The organism is Bosea sp. PAMC 26642 (genome assembly GCF_001562255.1).
Classification (GTDB): Bacteria; Pseudomonadota; Alphaproteobacteria; order Rhizobiales; family Beijerinckiaceae; genus Allobosea.
The window spans coordinates 4,760,580-4,775,950 of the sequence record NZ_CP014301.1; the positions used below are offsets into that span (position 1 = coordinate 4,760,580).

Sequence of the window (15,371 nt, forward strand, 5' to 3'; positions counted from 1 at the left end):
ATCGTTCCTGCTCCGGGTCCGTTCAGCGGCTCAGCGGGATCACCTTGCGGCGCCACTGTTCCATGATCGGCTCGCGCACCTTGGCCAGCGCGATCCAGTCGATCGCGATCACCTTGTCCATCGACTTCACGGCCGTCCGGTCGATCGCCTCAGGCGCGATCTGCGCCTTGGCGTTGGTGGGGGCATAGAACATGCTCTCGGTGAAGGCCTTCTGCGCCTCCTGGCTCAACGCGTAGTTGATGAAGGTCTTGGCCGCATCCTTGCCGGGGCCGCCCGCGACATGGTTGATCGTATTGATCTGGAAGGCCGACCCCTCGCTCGGCAGCACGGCCTTGAGCTTGCCGCCCGAGGTATCCGTGTTGACCTGTGCGCGCGCGTTCCAGCCGGCACCGACCGTGGCCTGGCCGGAGATGATGGTGACGTAGACCTCGGGCTTGGGTTCCCAGGTCTGGACGTTGGGGGCGATCTCGCCCATCGCCGCGATGCCCTTGTCGACGCTCTTGAGATAGTCGGTGCCACCGCGCGCCTTCTCAAGGATCAGCACGAGCGAGAGGCCCTGGATGTCTGGCATCCCGGGGATCGCGACCTTTCCGGCATATTTCTTGTCGGCGAGGTCCATCCAGCTCTTGGGAGCCTCCTTCACCGCATCGGTGTTGTAGAGCATGACGAGGTTGTCGAAGGTCACGGCGACGCCGTCGACATCGGCGATGCGGGCGGCGGGGAAGAGTTCGGCGACGTTGGGCGCGCTTGCCTCGTCGATCTTGGTCAGCAGCTTCTCGTCGGTCGCGGCCTTCGAGACCGAGACGTCCATGATCACCACGTCGGCCTGGGGCGCGGCCTTCTGGGCCCGCAGGTTGCCGAGCATCTGGGCCGAGTTCGGCATCGGGAAATACTCGACCTTGATGGTCGGGTTCGCCTTCATGAACGGCTCGACCACGGCCTTGGTGTAGCGTTCCTGGAACAGGCCGGAATAGGCCATCAGCGTCACGGTCTGCTGGGCCATCGCGCCCTGCGAGCCCAGGAAGGACGCCACCGCGGCGGCAATCGCGAGTCTGGTCGAAGTCTGCATGGAAAATCCCCTTTGTTGTGATGCGCGGGCGGTTATCCGCCCGTCGTCAGGCTTAAGGCGTTCAGGCCTTGGCGAGCTTGCCCTCCACGAAGGCGGTGGCGCCGGAAATGTCGGGCAGCTTCTCGCCCTTGCGCAGGCGCTCGAGCAGGACGATCTCGCGCTCCTGCATTGCGATCGCAATCTTGGCGGAAGCCTCGGCCGTGGCACGCTTCAGGACCACGACGCCGCTCTCGTCACAGAGCACGGCATCGCCGGGTTCGATCGTCTGGCCGCCGACGCTGACGGGCACGTTGATCGCGCCTTCCGTGCCGAGGATCTTGGTGGTGATCGGCGAGGGGCCGCGGCACCACATCGGCATGTCGGTCTTGACGATCTCGGAGAAGTCGGTCGCTGGGCCGTCGATCACGCCTGCGGTGACGCCGGCATTCTTCATCGCGTGGGTGATGACGCCGCCCCAGCAGGCATGCTTGTCATCGCCGCAGCGGTCGATCACGACGACGTCGCCCGGCCGGACCAGTTTGGTCAGGTAGTGCAGTGCCGTGGAATCCGCATGCGGGATGCGCACGGTCACGGCCGTGCCGGCGACGCGCTTGCTCGGCAGCACGGCGCGGATCTCGCGATCGACGAAGCCCGAATGCAGCACATGGCCGATGGTCGCAACCTCGCATTGCTCCAGCAGCGCGACGAGATCCGGCGAGATCTGCTCGGGCATTTCATTGACGATGAACATGATGCGCTTTCCGCTCAGCCGAGGACGTGATGATTGGCGACGGGCACGGCAGCCCGCACCTTGGCGGTGTAGTCGAAATCGAGCCTTGCACTGGTCGTGCCGACGCCGTCCGACACTTGGGCCGTGACATGGCCCCATGGGTTGATCACCATGGAGTGGCCGTAGCAGGCGTTCTTGCCCTGCGCATGGGTCCCGGTCTGCCCCGTCGCCAGGAACCAGGTCTGCGTCTCGGCGGCGCGCGCCCGGGCGAGCAGCTCCCAATGATCCTTGCCGGTCATCAGCGTGAAGGCGGCGGGCAGGACGATGACGTCGGCGCCCGCGTCGCGCAGCTTGCGGAAGAGTTCGGGGAAGCGGATATCGTAGCAGATCGCGCAGCCGACGGTTGCGTCGCCGGCCTTGTAGGTGACGACGTCCTGGCCCCGCGAGACCATGTTGGACTCGCGGTAGCTGACTCCGCCGGGCGCATCGACGTCGAACAGGTGGATCTTGCGGTAATGCGCGATCTGCCGGCCGTCGGGACCGAAGACGATGGTGGCGTTGAAATAGTCGTCGCCGTCGCGCTCGCAGACGCTGCCGGCATGCAGCGTGATGCCGTGCTTTTCGGCAAGCCCCGACATCAGGCGATAGCTCTCGCCGTTGGGAAAGGTCTCGGCGCTGTCGCGCATCGCCGCCGGGCTGCCGTCGAGGAAGGCGTAGTACTCGGGCAGGACGATGAGATCGGGCTGCTCCTCGGCGACGACCTTCTCGATCATCGCCTTGGCCATTTTCAGGTTCGCGGACTTGTCGTCCTGCGAGTTCATCTGGACGAGCGAGACTTTCACCGGCGTTCTCCTGCGCTGCTGAAAGGAGCAGAACAGAGCCGGCGGGGGTGCGCAAACGCGAAATTCTTGTCCGTCTCGACAAGAATTGCTTATGAGAGCGACAACGGCAGGGCCTGCCTGTTTTGCAGGCTCTCAGTCCGCCACGAAATCCGCCGCGATCTCGACGGCCATGTCGGCGAGCAGGCTGGGAAGCAGGTTGCCGGGATTATCGGTGAAGACGGCGTGAAAATGCAGCGCCGGCAGCTTCGCCTCGACATCGAGCACCCGCAACTCGCCATTGTCGAGGAATTCGCGCACCACTACGCGCGGCAGCACGGCAATTCCGACGCCGTCGCGGATCAGCCGGGTTATCGTCGCCAGCGAATTGGAGTTGTAGACGCGCACCAGCCCCTGTCCCATTCCCGAGGTCTCGACCAGCCGCAGCACCGCCTGATGCGGCTGCGAGCCTTTGGAATAGGCAAAGATCGGGTAATCGGTCAGCTCGGCCAGCGTGAGCGGGCGGCCGTCGAGACCGAGCGTCGCAGCGCCGATCCAAAGGCAGTCGAAGCTGCACAATTCGATATTGCGGATATGGGGCGCCACCACCGGCCCCATGATCAGCCCGAGGTCGATCTGCCCGTCCTGCATCTGGCGGGCGAGATTCAGGCTGGTATCGACGTTGAGGTCGATCGTGACGTTGGGGTAGCTAGCCTTCACCCGTTCGATCAGCTTCGGCAGCCAAGCATAGACGATCGAGTCGACCGTCCCGATCATGACGCTGCCCGAGAGGGTGTTGGTGTCGCCGACGCTGCGCTCGAATTCGCCAACCATGCGTACGATCGTCTCGGCCTGCGCCAGCGCGCGTTGGCCATGCGCCGTCAGGCTGACATTGCGCAGGTCGCGCTCGAACAGCCTGACCCCGAGTTCGCGCTCCAGCGTCGCGATCCGGTTCGAGACCGCGGCCTGGGTCGTGCACAATTTCTCGGCCGCGACGGAGAAGCTGCGCAGCCTTGCGACCCAGACGAAGGTTTCGAGGAAGCGCAGGTTCACGGTTTCTCACACCACCAGATCGCGCTCGGGCACCGGCTCGCCGCGCGAGACGCGGGCGATGTTGTCAAACATGCGCCGCACCGTCGGCGCGAAATTGTCGGCCGCGATGGCGGCAAGATGCGGCGTCACCACGAGGTTGTCGAGCGTCAGCAATTCGCTGTCGGCCGGCAGCGGCTCGATCGAGAACACGTCCATTGCAGCGCCCGAGATCTCTCCGGTACGCAGGGCCTCGATCAGGTCGGTCTCGTTGACGACGCCGCCTCGCGCGACATTGATCAGCATCGCGGTGCGCTTCATCGCCTTGAGGGCGGCCTTGTCGATCAGGTTGGTCGTCTCCGGCGTCAGCGGGCAATGCAGCGAGACGATGTCGGACTGAACCAGAAGCTCGGGCAGCGACGCATGCTTGACGCCCAGCGCCGTTTCTTCCTGCGCCGAAAGCGGCGTGCGCTTGGAATACAGGATCGTGCAGCCGAAACCCTTCAGCAGCCTCGCGACATTCTGGCCGATCGCGCCGAAGCCGACGATGCCGACGGTCTTGCCCGAAAGCTGGAAGGTCTCGCCGGGCAGCCTGCCCCCGCGCCAGTCGCCCTTCTTCAGCTCTGCGTGACCAAAGGCGATGTAGCGCAGTGCCGACAGCGTCAAGCCGAGCGTGAACTCCGCCACCGGCACGGCATTGCTGCCCGTGGTGCGCGCCACCCTGATCCCGAGTTCCTTTGCCGCGACGATATCGAGATTATCGACGCCGACGCCCCATTTGTGCAGCAGCTTGAGTTTCTTCGCTGCCCGCAGCACGTCGCCCGAGACGGCAACCTGACCGGAGATGGCGTAGTCGGCGTCCGCGATGATCTCCTTCATGTGCTCGTCGCCGCGCGCCGTGCCATGGGTCAGGACGAAACCCGGCGGCAGCAGTTCTCGTAATTTCTCGGCCCGCTCCGGGGTCGAGTAGTCGAGAAGGACGATGGTCTCGGGCATGGTCGGATCCAGTATCGCGCGGAAGGGGTTCAGTTGGTCGAGAAGCTGACGCCGGCGCGCGCCAGCCCGCCGGAGATCGCGACCGGCGTACCGTCGGCGCGCCAGCAGGCCGCCCCCGTCAGCGTGCTGTCGGCATTGAACGCAATCGCATTCATGCCGCCAGCGACGCGTGGAGCGCGGACGACGTCATGGCCGCGCGCCGACAGTTCGGCGGCCACGGCATCGGGGATGGCGGCCTCCAGTTCGAGCACGCCGCCTTCGGTCCAGACGCGCGGCGCCTCGACGGCTTCCTGCAGGCTCATGCCGTGGTCGATCAGGTTGACGATCGCCTGCAGCGCCGAGGGGAAGATGCGCAGCGCGCCGGGCAGGCCGAGCGCGAAGGCGAGCTTGCCGTCCCGGAGCGCCATCATGGGCGCCATCGAGGTGAAGACGCGCTTGCCCGGCGCGATCGAGAGCGCCCGGCCCGGATGCGGGTCGAAATTGTACATGTAATTATTGGTCAGCATCCCGGTGCCGGGGATCTGCGTGCAGGCGCCGAACAGCCCGTTGATCGTCTGCGTCGTGGAAACGACATTGCCGGCGGCATCTGCCACGGTGACATGGGTCGTATCGGCCGACTCGCCGCCTGAAATCCCCGCCATCCAGCTCTTGGCGCTGCCCATCTCGATCAGCGCCCGCCGTTCGGCGGCGTATTCCTTGTCGATCAGCCTGGCCACCGGCACCGGCACGAAAGCGGGGTCGGCGGTCGCCGCCGCCCGGTCGGCGAAGGCGATCTTCAACGCTTCGGCCAGCAGGTGCACGGCGTCCGCCGAGCCGAAGCCGAGCCCGCCGATGTCGAAGCCTTCGAGGATGTTCAGCATCTGCACGATATGCACGCCCGAGGAGGAGGGCGGCGGCGGGCCGAAGATGTCGTAGCCACGATAGCTGCCACGCACCGGCTCGCGCGTCGCGACCTTGTAGGCGGCAAGGTCGCCCTGCTCGATCAGGCCGCCATTGCCCGCCATGAAATCCGTCAGCGCCTTGCCGAGTGGCCCGACATACAGCGCGGCGGGGCCGTCCTTGGCGATCAGCCGCAGGCTTTTCGCATAGTCGCTCTGGATCAGCCGGGCCCCTGCGGCCAGCTTCTCGCCGCCGGGCAGGAACAGCGCGGCGAGGCCGGGATCGCGCGCGAGATCGGCGGCGTTGTCGGCGATGCAGTTCGAGAGATAAGGGCTGGCGACGAAGCCGCGTTCGGCCAGTATGATCGCCGGCTGCAGCACCTCGTCCAGCGGCAGCGTGCCGAAGCGCGCCAGCGCCTCGCACCAGCCGGCGAGCGCGCCCGGAACTGCCACCGCCTTGGGGCCGATCACGTTGAGCCGGTCGCGCACGTCGCGCGCCTTGCCGATCTGGTCGGAGACGCAGTCATACATGTCCGGCGTTGCCTTGCCGGGTGCCGTCGAGAGCCCGTCGAGCACGACATGGCGCCCGTCCGCGAGCCTGATATGCGCGACGCCGCCACCCAGGATACCGACCATCATCGGCTCGACCACGGTCAGCGCGAACAGGCAGGCCACGGCCGCGTCGATCGCATTGCCGCCGGCAAGCAGCATTTGCGAGCCGGCGGCCGAAGCGAGCGGGTGGTTGGTCACGACCATCCCGCGCGAGCCGGTCGCGGGCTGCTTCTCGCAGGCGAAGGTGGCGACGCGCGGGGCTATGGTCATGGCGTGCTCAGGTCGAGACCTTGGCCGCGAAATGCGCGACGAAGCGCGCGCAGATATCGGTCAGCTTTTCGGTCAGCGCGGCGCCGGTCTCCGCCGAGCACAGCTGCGGATCGCCCTTGGCGACGCCGAGATTGTAGACCTCATCATACTCGTTGGGCATCGCAACCTCATGGCCCTCGAAGCTTGCGGTGCCGAGGCCGGTGAACTGCAGGTCGAGCAGGGGGTCCTTCTTCAGCGGCTTGCCTTCGGGGATCAGGTCCTTGCGGATCAGCTCGGGGAAGAGGTGCAGGCCGATCGAGGTCAGCGGGTCGGAGCCATGTCCGGCGACGGCAGCGGCCTTATCGGCCCCGCCGAGGATGCCCGGCAGCAGGCCGTAGCCGATGCGCCAGAGATAGAGGCTCGGCAGCACGATCTGCTCGCGCAGATAGAGCTCGCGCGCCACTTCCGAGATCGGGCCGACATTGCCGCCATGGCCGTTGATCACGACGATGCGGGTCAGCCCGTTGCGGTGGAGCGAATCGACCATCTCGGCGATGACGGTCGTGAGCGTCGCCTGTGAGATCGCGATGCCGCCGGTCATCGAGCCGAACCAGTCGGCGCCGCCGAAGGGCAGGACGGGCGCCACCAGCGTGCGCGTGCCGGCCTTGCTGGCGCGGATCGCGGCGAGCTCGGCGATCTTCTCGGCGAGCAGATAGTCGCCCATCGGCGCATGGGGACCCTGGTCCTCATGGCTGCCCATCGGCAGCAGGATGACGGGGTTGTCCTTCAGGATCTCGCGGGCTTCGCCCCCGGTGATCGTGCCCATATGGACGAGCGGGTCGGTCTTGGCAGCCATGGTTCTGGTTCCTGGATTGGTCGGGGGTTAGTCGCTCGCCCGTCCGGCCGTGCGCGGATCGACGGCATCGCGTAGCGCGTCGCAGAGCAGGTTCATGGCGAGGATCGTCAGGGTCAGCGCGGCGCAGGGCCAGACCAGCAGCAGTGGCGCCTGCTCCATGGTGGCGCGCGCGCCGCGGATCATCAGGCCCCAGGACGGGGCAGGGGGCACGACGCCGAGGCCGAGGAAGGAGAGCCCGCTTTCCAGCACGACGGCGGCGGCGACCGCCAGCGAAAGCTGCACCAGCACCGGCCCGGCGATATTGGGCAGCACGGTGCGCAGCAGGATGTACCAGGTCGGTGCGCCCAGCGCCCGCACTGCCTCGACATATTCGCGCCCGCGCACCGCCAGCACCTCGGCATGCGTCACGCGGGCAAATCCTGGCAGATACAGCACCGACAGCACGAGGATCAGCGTCGCCGCGCCGGGTCCCAGCAGGGTCACGACAAGCAGTGCCAGCAGCACCGGCGGAAAGCACAGGATTATGTCCATGCTGCGCGCCGACAGGAAGGAGACGATGCCGTGGAACCAGCCCGCGATGAGACCCAGCACCACGCCGAGCAAGCCTGCGGCGAGCGCCGAGGCGAAGGCGACGCTCAGGCTCGTCCGCGCGCCCCAGATCAGGCGCGAGAGCACGTCGCGCCCAAACTCGTCGCGGCCGAGCCAGGAGCCCGGCATCGGCCCTTGAAGGCGTCGCGCGATGTCCTGCCTCACAGGGTCGGGCAGGCCGAGCAGCGGCGCGGCGAGCGCGATGGCAATGATCAGCGCGACGAACGCTGCAGGCAGCCAGAGTCGCCTCATCGCGCCGTGACCCTGGGATCGAGCGTCGCATGCAGCATTTCGACGATCAGGTTGATCAGCAGGAACATCACCGAGATCGTCAGCACGATTCCCACCACCATCGGATAATCGCGCGCCTCGACCGCCCGCAGCAGCGGCGTCGAGAGGCCGGGCCAGTTGAAGACGTATTCCACCAGCACGGTCCCGCCGAGCAGCGTGCCCATATGCAGGCCGAGCACGGTGATGACAGGGTTCAGCGCGTTGCGCAGCACATGCACGAAGATCACCCGACCCGGGGCGAGGCCCTTGGCATGGGCGGTGCGGACATAGTCGTTTGCCAGCGCATCCAGCATCGAGGCCCGCGTCATCCGGAACAGCACCGCCGCCAGCCCCTTGCCGATCGCGACCGCCGGCAGGGCGAGCAGCTTGAGGTGAAGCACGGGGTCCTGCGTGAACGCGACATAGCCGCCCGCCGGCATCAGCCTGAGCGTCTGCGCCATTAGCAGCACGAGCAGCGTGCCGACCACGAAGACGGGGATCGCCAGCAGCAGCGCCGCCACGCCCGACGCGATGCGGTCGAAGCGTCCGCCGCGATGCAGTGCGGCATAAACGCCTGCTGGCACGCCCAACGCGATGGCGAGCAGGGTTCCCGCAAAGATGATCTCCAGCGTGCGCGGCAACCGCAGCGCGATCTCGCTCAGCACGGGATAGTCATCGACCAGCGATGTTCCGAGATCGGCCCGCAGCAGCCCGCCGAGGAAGGCGCCGTACTGCACCATGATCGGCCGTTCCAGCCCGAGCTTCTCGCGCAGTTCCGCCACAGAGGCCGGATCCGGCGAGATGCCCCCGGTCGAGAGCAGCAGCTCGGCTGGATCGCCCGGCACCAGATGCAGCGCCATGAACACGATCGTGGCGACGATCCACGCCATGAACAGCGACGTCGCGATCCGGTGCGCGAGCCAGGCGCCGGTCATCCGAAGAAGGTCTCTTCCAGCATGGCGCCCGATGAGGTCGTCAGCGCGCCCGGCAGGTTGGTGAAGCCCTTGACGCCCTTGTCCATGCCGTAGCCCTGCGAGCGCCAGGCGAGTCCGACCAGCGGCACCTCTTCCAGCGCCGCCCTCTGCATATCCTTGTAGATCTCGACGCGCTTGGTCTGGTCGAACTCGGCACGGCCCCTGGCAAGCGCCGCAATCGTGCGCGGCGCGTCGACCTTGAAGGAGCGGCCATGGGTTGGCGAGAGCGAGGTGTCGAGCACCACGGTCAGTCCGTCCGGATCGTTGTTGTCGGCCGAAACGCCATGGATCGCCATGTCGTACTGGCCGCGAATGCCGCGGCTGACGCGGGTCGACCAGTCGGGAAGCTGCAATTCGCACTGAATGCCGATCGCGGCCAGATGCTGCTGCACGACTTCCGCCGTGTCCTTGTGCATTCCGAACTGCGCGGTGGACAGCAGCGTGGTCTGGAAGCCGTTGGCGAAGCCGGCCTCGGCCAGCAGCGCCTTGGCGCGGGCCGGGTCGTAGTTCCAGCCCCGGGCAAGATCCTTGTCGTACCAAGGCGTGCCCTCGACGATCGGTACGCCCTCGAGCGGCTTGCCGCGGCCGAAGAAGGCTGCCTTGACGATGTCGTCGCGCTTGACCGCATGGGCGATGGCCCGGCGCACGCGCGCATCGTTGAAGGGCGGCTTGCTGCCGTTGAACAGCACGTCCATGAACGGCCCCTCGACGGAATCGAGCTTGAGCCGCGGGTCGGCCTCGACGGCAGCCATCGACTGCCAAGGCACATACTCGATGATGTCGACATCGCCGGACTGCAGCGCGGCATTGCGCAGGTTCTCGTCGGCATAGACGACGAACTTGATGCCTTTCAGCTTGGGAAAGCCCGGCTTGTAGAACTTGTCGAAGGCGACGAGATCGAGCGAGGTGCCGCGCTCCTGCCCGACAAGCCGGAAGGGGCCCGCGCCGATAGGTTCGTTTGCCGCCGATTTCCGCCAGATCACGAAGGTATTGTAGTTGGCGAACCAGCTCGGCAGCGTCGCCTGAGGTGTCTTGGTGACGAGGCGGATCGTCTTCGGATCAGGGATTTCGATGCGCTCGATGTCCTGGAACTGGGTTCGCATATAGGCGGTCGATTTTTCGCCGGCGATCTGCTCGATCGTCCATTTCACGTCGTCGGCCGTGACGGGCTCGCCATTGTGGAACAGGCAGCCCTGGCGCAGCTTGAAGACCCAGGCGCCTTCGGCGTCGATCGACCAGGACTCGGCGATTTCGCCGCGCAGTTCGCCCTTGGAGTCATAGCTGACGAGGCTGCGATGCGTCATCAGCTTGACCGTGCCGGCCGAGGCGCCGGTTGACACCCAGGGCTGCAGATTGGGCGGGAATGCAGAGAGGCCGAAGCGCAGAATGCCGCTGGCGCGCTGGGCGCGGGCGGGGCGGGAGAGGAACGGCAGCGTCGCAAACGGGGCGACCACGCCGGCTCCAAGCACAGTGCGGCGTGAGATCGTCATTTGCTGTCTCCTCGCGGTTATCGTTTTGCCGGCGCATTCGCGCCTGGCCAGCGTCCCCATCTGGCAAGAAAAGCGCCATTCGCGCCCGTTTGCCAGTCCCATTACGCATATATGTCATGCGTCATGTATACGTGACGGATTTTTGATGTCGGCACAAGAAAGGCATAAGCTGGAGCAGAACGACCTTGCGGAGGCCGCCAGCAGTGAATGTCATGATCCCGGTCGCAGCGCAGGAGCCTGAGGGGCGCCCGGCGCGGGAACGCGTTTACGCCTATGTCCGCGAGCAGATTCTGCGGGGCGTCTTCGCAGGGGGCTCCTTCGTCGAGGAGGAGGAAATTTCGTCGGCCATGGGCGTGTCCCGCACGCCGGTAAGGGAGGCCTTTCACCGCCTAGAGGCGGAGCGCTTCATCGATCTTCTTCCGCGGCGCGGCGCCCTCGTGCGTCAGGTCACGGCACAGGAACTGGCCGATCTCTACGAGACGCGGCGAATGATCGAGGGTTATGCCATTGCCCGGATCTGCCGCGAGGAGATCGCGGTTCCCGCCGAGATGGCCACGATCCTGGACAGGATGGACGTGATCGCCGGCAGCGACCATTTCGCCCGGGTCGAACTCAACCGGCGCTTTCACTTGACCATGGTCGCCGCGTTGGGCAACGAGGTCATGTCGGAGCTCTACCGATCGCTGGATTCGCGCCAGCAGCGCGTTGCCATGACGGCGCTGAGCGTCGATCCAAACCGCATCTCACGTATCGAACGCGAGCACCGCGCCTTGCTGGCTGCCCTTGAAGCCCGCGACGAGAGGCAGGCGCGCGAGGTTCTCGATCAGCATCTGCGTCCCGTCATGGGCGTCGTCTCACGCCTGCCGGCCATGTCCTCGCCTGATCGGACTGCCCGCTAAAGCAGCGCGTCCGGCGCCGCTTGCATGGGCAACCGGCTGAAATTGAACCTTGGCCTGCCCAGCAGCGCGTGGTTACCTGCCGCCTCTCCGCAACCGATGAGGTCTCATGTCACCCCGCATCGCCTTCGGCGGCTTCCTGCACGAGACCAACACATTTGCGCCGAGCAAGGCCGGCATGGACGCCTTCATCCAGGGCGGCGGCTGGCCGGCCCTGTCGCGGGCGCAGGACATCTTCGCCTCCGTGCACAAGGTCAATGTCGGCGCCTCGGGCTTCATCCAGCACGCGAATGCCGCCGGCTGGACGCTTGTCCCGACGCTGTGGTGCGCCGCCAGCCCTTCGGCCCATGTCACGGCCGAGGCGTTCGAGGCGCTGGCCGACGAACTCGTCACGCGGATCGCTGCATCGCTGCCGGTGGACGGCGTCTATCTCGACCTGCACGGAGCCATGGTCAGCGAGGCCTTCGACGACGGCGAGGGCGAGGTGCTCAGGCGGGTGCGTGCCGCGATCGGGCCCGACATCCCCCTCGTCGCCAGCCTCGATCTGCACGGCAACGTCACGCCGCTGATGGTCGAAAGCGCCGACGCGCTCGTCGCCTATCGCACCTATCCCCATATCGACATGGCCGAGACCGGCCGCCGCGCCGGTGTCTATCTGGAAACCCTTCTGGGCACGCAAAAGCGCCACGCGAAGGCGTTTCGGCAGGTCCCTTACCTGATCCCGATCGCCTGGCAGGCCACCGCGATGGAACCCTGCAAGACGATCTATGCCGAGCTTGCGGCGCTGGAAGGAGAGAGCGTGCCGACGCTCTCCTTCCTGCCGGGCTTTCCGGCCGCGGATTTCCCCGATTGCGGCCCGAGCATCGTCGCCTATGGCGCGACACAGGCCGATGCCGACCGCGCCGCCGATCTGGTTGCCGCGCGCGTGCTGGGCAGTGAGAGCGCCTTCAACGGCCGCGTCTTCCAGCCCGACGAAGGCGTCCGCGAGGCGATGCGGCTGGCGGCGGGTGCGACGAGGCCCGTGGTCATCTCGGACACGCAGGACAATCCCGGCGCCGGCGGCGATTCCGATACGATGGGAATGGCTCACGCCCTGCTGCGCAACGGCGCACAGCGCGCCGCCATCGGCGTCATCGTCGATCCTGCTGCCGCCCAAGTGGCCCACGCTGCCGGTGTGGGAGCCACCATCTCCGTCTCGCTCGGCGCAAAGTCCGGCGTGCAGGGCGATGCCCCGCTCGACGGCGAGTTCGTGGTCGAGCAGCTTTCCGACGGCCGCTTCATCGCCCCCGGCCCCTTCTATGGCGGCTCGCGGATCAATCTCGGTCCCAGCGCTGCGCTTCGCATCGGCGGCGTCCGCATCGTCGTCGGCTCGCGCAAGGCGCAGATGGCCGACCAGGCGATGTACCGCCAGGTCGGCATCGAGCCGACCGAGCAGGCGATCCTCGTCAACAAGAGCTCGGTGCATTTCCGCGCCGATTTCGAGCCGATCGCGGAAACCATCCTCGTCTGCGCCGCGCCCGGCCCGATGCCCGTTGACCCGTCGGCCTTGCCTTGGAAGCGGCTGCGCCCCGGTATCCGTACGGCACCGCACGGTCCGGTCTTCGGCTGATCGAACTCATAATCCCAGGAGTACCGCCCCAGTGCCGACCTTGCCCCAGATCGAAGCCTTCGCAGGCGAACTGACCGCGATCCGCCGCGATCTCCACGCCCATCCCGAGATCGGCTTCGAGGAGGTCAGGACCTCCGGCATCGTCGCCGAGAAGCTCGCCTCATGGGGCATCGAGGTCCATCGCGGCATCGGCAAGACCGGCGTCGTCGGGATTCTGGAAGGCAAGGGCGGACCGGGCAAGCGCATCGGCCTGCGCGCCGATATGGACGCGCTGCCGATGGAGGAGACCACGAACCTGCCCTGGCGCTCGACCATTGCGGGGCGCAATCACGCCTGCGGCCATGATGGCCACACCACGATGCTGCTCGGCGCGGCACGTTATCTCGCCGAGAACCGCGACTTCACCGGCACGGCGATCTTCGTCTTCCAGCCGGCCGAGGAGGGTCTTGGCGGCGCGCGCGCCATGCTCGCCGACCGGCTGTTCGAGCGCTTCCCGTGCGACGAGATTTACGGCCTGCACAACGCGCCCAATCTGGATGCCGGACAGATCGCGGTCTTTCCCGGCCCGGCGATGGCGGGCGCCGATTTCTTCGACATCAAAATTACCGGCAAGGGCAGCCATGGCGCCATGCCCCATGTCGGGCGCGATCCCGTCATTGTCGCGATCACGCTGGCCGCCGCCTTGCAAACCATCGTCAGCCGCAATGCCGATCCACGCGAATCCGCCGTGCTCTCGATCACCCAGATCCATGCCGGCTCGGCCTATAACGTCATCCCCAATGAGGCCGCGCTTGCCGGCACCATCCGCACCTTCTCGCCGGAGATCGCGGCCCTGATCCGCGACCGTATGCGCGAGATCGCGGCCGGCCTCGCCCAGAGCTTCGGCGTCGAGATCGAGGTCGACATCCGCTCGATCTTCGACGTGCTGGTGAACCACCCGGAACAGTCCGTCGCGGCCGCGGCGGTCGCGGGCGAGATCGTCGGTGCCGAGAACGTATTGACCGAGGTCAGGCCGGTCATGGGCAGCGAGGATTTCGCCGACATGCTGCGCGCGGTGCCCGGCGCCTATTGCTGGGTCGGCCACGCCGGCAGCGTGCCGGTGCACAATCCTGCCTTCGTGCTCGACGACGGCATCCTGCCGGTCGGGGCGAGCCTGCTGGCGCGCCTTGTCGAGAGCCGGCTTGCGGCCTGAACCATGTCCTGGCAGAGCCTGACCTTCGACGCCGACACGATGCTCGCCGGCCTCCGGCGCTGGGTCGAGTGCGAAAGCCCGACCTTTGATCTCGCCGCGGTTAACGCCATGATGAGCCTGGTCGCTGGGGATCTGGTCGCGGCCGGCGCGGCCGTCACGCGCTTCCCCGGCCCGCCCGGCCTCGGCGATTGCATCCTTGGCGACTTCCCGCATCCAAGGCAGGGCGAACCCGGCATCCTGGTGATGTCGCATCTCGACACCGTCCATCCGGTCGGTACGCTGAAAGCCCTGCCGTTCCGGCGCGAGGGCTCGCGCTGCTATGGGCCGGGCATTCTCGACATGAAGGGCGGCGCCTATGCTGGGTTGCAGGCGATCGTGGCGCTGGCGAAAGCCGGCATCGAGACGCCGCTGCCGGTCAGCGTGCTTTATACCAGCGACGAGGAGATCGGCAGCCCCGGCACCCGAGACCTGATCATGGAGCAGGCCCGTAAACACCGCTATATTCTGGTGCCGGAGCCGGCCAAGCCGGGCAATGGCGTGGTCACCGGGCGCTACGCGATTGCGCGCTTCAACCTGCTGGCCGAGGGCAGGCCGAGCCATGCCGGCTCGACCCTGAAGGACGGCCGCTCGGCGATCAGCATGATGGCGCAGCAGCTGCTCGCCATCGAGGCGATGACGGATGATGACTGCACCTTCAGCGTCGGCGTCATCTCCGGCGGGCAATGGGTCAACTGCGTCGCCACGACCTGTCGTGCCGAAGCGCTGAGCATGGCCAAGCGTCAGGCCGATCTCGATCGCGGCGTCGAGCGTATGCTGGCGCTCTCGGTAGCCAATCCCGACGGCACGCGCTTCACCGTGACGCGCGGCGTCACCCGGCCGGTCTGGGAGCCGGACGCGCAAACGCTGCGTCTATACGAGATCGCCCGCGGCGTGGCCGGCGAAATCGGCATCGACCTGTCGCATCATTCGGCAGGGGGCGGCTCCGACGCCAACTTCACCGGAGCGGCTGGCCTGCCTTCGCTGGACGGGCTTGGCCTGATCGGGGCCGGTTATCATACGCTGGAAGAGCATATCGAGGTCGAAAGTCTGGCGCAGCGCGCTCGCTTGATGGCCGGGCTGCTCACGAAACTTGCCGCATGAGCTGTGCCGGCTTTTGCATGGGAGCGGGTATGCGTCTGGCACGGCGCGTGCATTAA

The 15,371-nt window shown here is 66.7% G+C and carries 14 protein-coding genes; 4 read left to right on the forward strand and 10 right to left on the reverse strand.

Annotated features, from left to right (window positions below; all coding sequences use genetic code 11):
• Nucleotides 1–22: 22 nt before the first annotated feature.
• The 10 genes from AXW83_RS22800 to AXW83_RS22845 all read right to left on the reverse strand — a co-directional run bounded on the left by AXW83_RS22800 (nt 23) and on the right by AXW83_RS22845 (nt 10,478).
• Complete coding sequence (locus AXW83_RS22800; protein WP_335339358.1) at nt 23–1,003, reverse strand: ABC transporter substrate-binding protein; 981 nt, start codon at nt 1,001–1,003, stop codon at nt 23–25.
• 127 nt (nt 1,004–1,130) lie between these two features.
• Nucleotides 1,131–1,799 (reverse strand): RraA family protein, encoded by a 669-nt coding sequence (locus AXW83_RS22805; protein ID WP_066617735.1) that lies wholly within the window; start codon nt 1,797–1,799, stop codon nt 1,131–1,133.
• 14 nt (nt 1,800–1,813) lie between these two features.
• Entirely contained in the window at nt 1,814–2,620 is an 807-nt protein-coding gene (locus tag AXW83_RS22810) for a carbon-nitrogen hydrolase family protein (protein WP_082767346.1), read from the reverse strand.
• A gap of 132 nt (nt 2,621–2,752) precedes the next feature.
• On the reverse strand, nt 2,753–3,649 hold the full coding sequence (locus AXW83_RS22815) for a LysR family transcriptional regulator (protein ID WP_066617738.1): 897 nt from the start codon (nt 3,647–3,649) through the stop codon (nt 2,753–2,755).
• 6 nt (nt 3,650–3,655) lie between these two features.
• Nucleotides 3,656–4,621, reverse strand: coding sequence for a 2-hydroxyacid dehydrogenase (locus tag AXW83_RS22820; RefSeq protein WP_066617740.1), 966 nt, complete (start codon nt 4,619–4,621; stop codon nt 3,656–3,658).
• 29 nt (nt 4,622–4,650) lie between these two features.
• The gene (ggt, locus tag AXW83_RS22825; protein WP_066617743.1) at nt 4,651–6,321 is read right to left on the reverse strand and encodes a gamma-glutamyltransferase; all 1,671 of its coding nucleotides are present in this window, start codon (nt 6,319–6,321) and stop codon (nt 4,651–4,653) included.
• A 7-nt stretch (nt 6,322–6,328) separates the two neighbouring features.
• Nucleotides 6,329–7,156: a creatininase family protein gene (locus AXW83_RS22830; RefSeq protein ID WP_066617746.1), complete on the reverse strand. Its 828-nt coding sequence runs from the start codon at nt 7,154–7,156 to the stop codon at nt 6,329–6,331.
• A 27-nt stretch (nt 7,157–7,183) separates the two neighbouring features.
• On the reverse strand, nt 7,184–7,996 hold the full coding sequence (locus AXW83_RS22835) for an ABC transporter permease (protein WP_066617749.1): 813 nt from the start codon (nt 7,994–7,996) through the stop codon (nt 7,184–7,186).
• Nucleotides 7,993–8,949, reverse strand: coding sequence for an ABC transporter permease (locus AXW83_RS22840; protein WP_066617754.1), 957 nt, complete (start codon nt 8,947–8,949; stop codon nt 7,993–7,995). The genes AXW83_RS22835 and AXW83_RS22840 overlap by 4 nt, the downstream gene beginning before the upstream one ends.
• Nucleotides 8,946–10,478 (reverse strand): ABC transporter substrate-binding protein, encoded by a 1,533-nt coding sequence (locus AXW83_RS22845; protein ID WP_066617756.1) that lies wholly within the window; start codon nt 10,476–10,478, stop codon nt 8,946–8,948. Before AXW83_RS22845 ends, AXW83_RS22840 begins: the two co-directional genes overlap by 4 nt.
• A gap of 212 nt (nt 10,479–10,690) precedes the next feature.
• Here AXW83_RS22845 and AXW83_RS22850 point away from each other — a divergent pair, with 212 nt between their 5' ends.
• The 4 genes from AXW83_RS22850 to AXW83_RS22865 all read left to right on the forward strand — a co-directional run bounded on the left by AXW83_RS22850 (nt 10,691) and on the right by AXW83_RS22865 (nt 15,315).
• Entirely contained in the window at nt 10,691–11,377 is a 687-nt protein-coding gene (locus tag AXW83_RS22850; protein ID WP_066621113.1) for a GntR family transcriptional regulator, read from the forward strand.
• Between the two features lie 106 nt (nt 11,378–11,483).
• Entirely contained in the window at nt 11,484–12,983 is a 1,500-nt protein-coding gene (locus AXW83_RS22855; protein ID WP_066617760.1) for a M81 family metallopeptidase, read from the forward strand.
• 31 nt (nt 12,984–13,014) lie between these two features.
• Entirely contained in the window at nt 13,015–14,175 is a 1,161-nt protein-coding gene (locus AXW83_RS22860) for a M20 aminoacylase family protein (protein WP_066617763.1), read from the forward strand.
• 3 nt (nt 14,176–14,178) lie between these two features.
• On the forward strand, nt 14,179–15,315 hold the full coding sequence (locus AXW83_RS22865) for a M20/M25/M40 family metallo-hydrolase (RefSeq protein WP_066617766.1): 1,137 nt from the start codon (nt 14,179–14,181) through the stop codon (nt 15,313–15,315).
• Nucleotides 15,316–15,371: the final 56 nt, after the last annotated feature.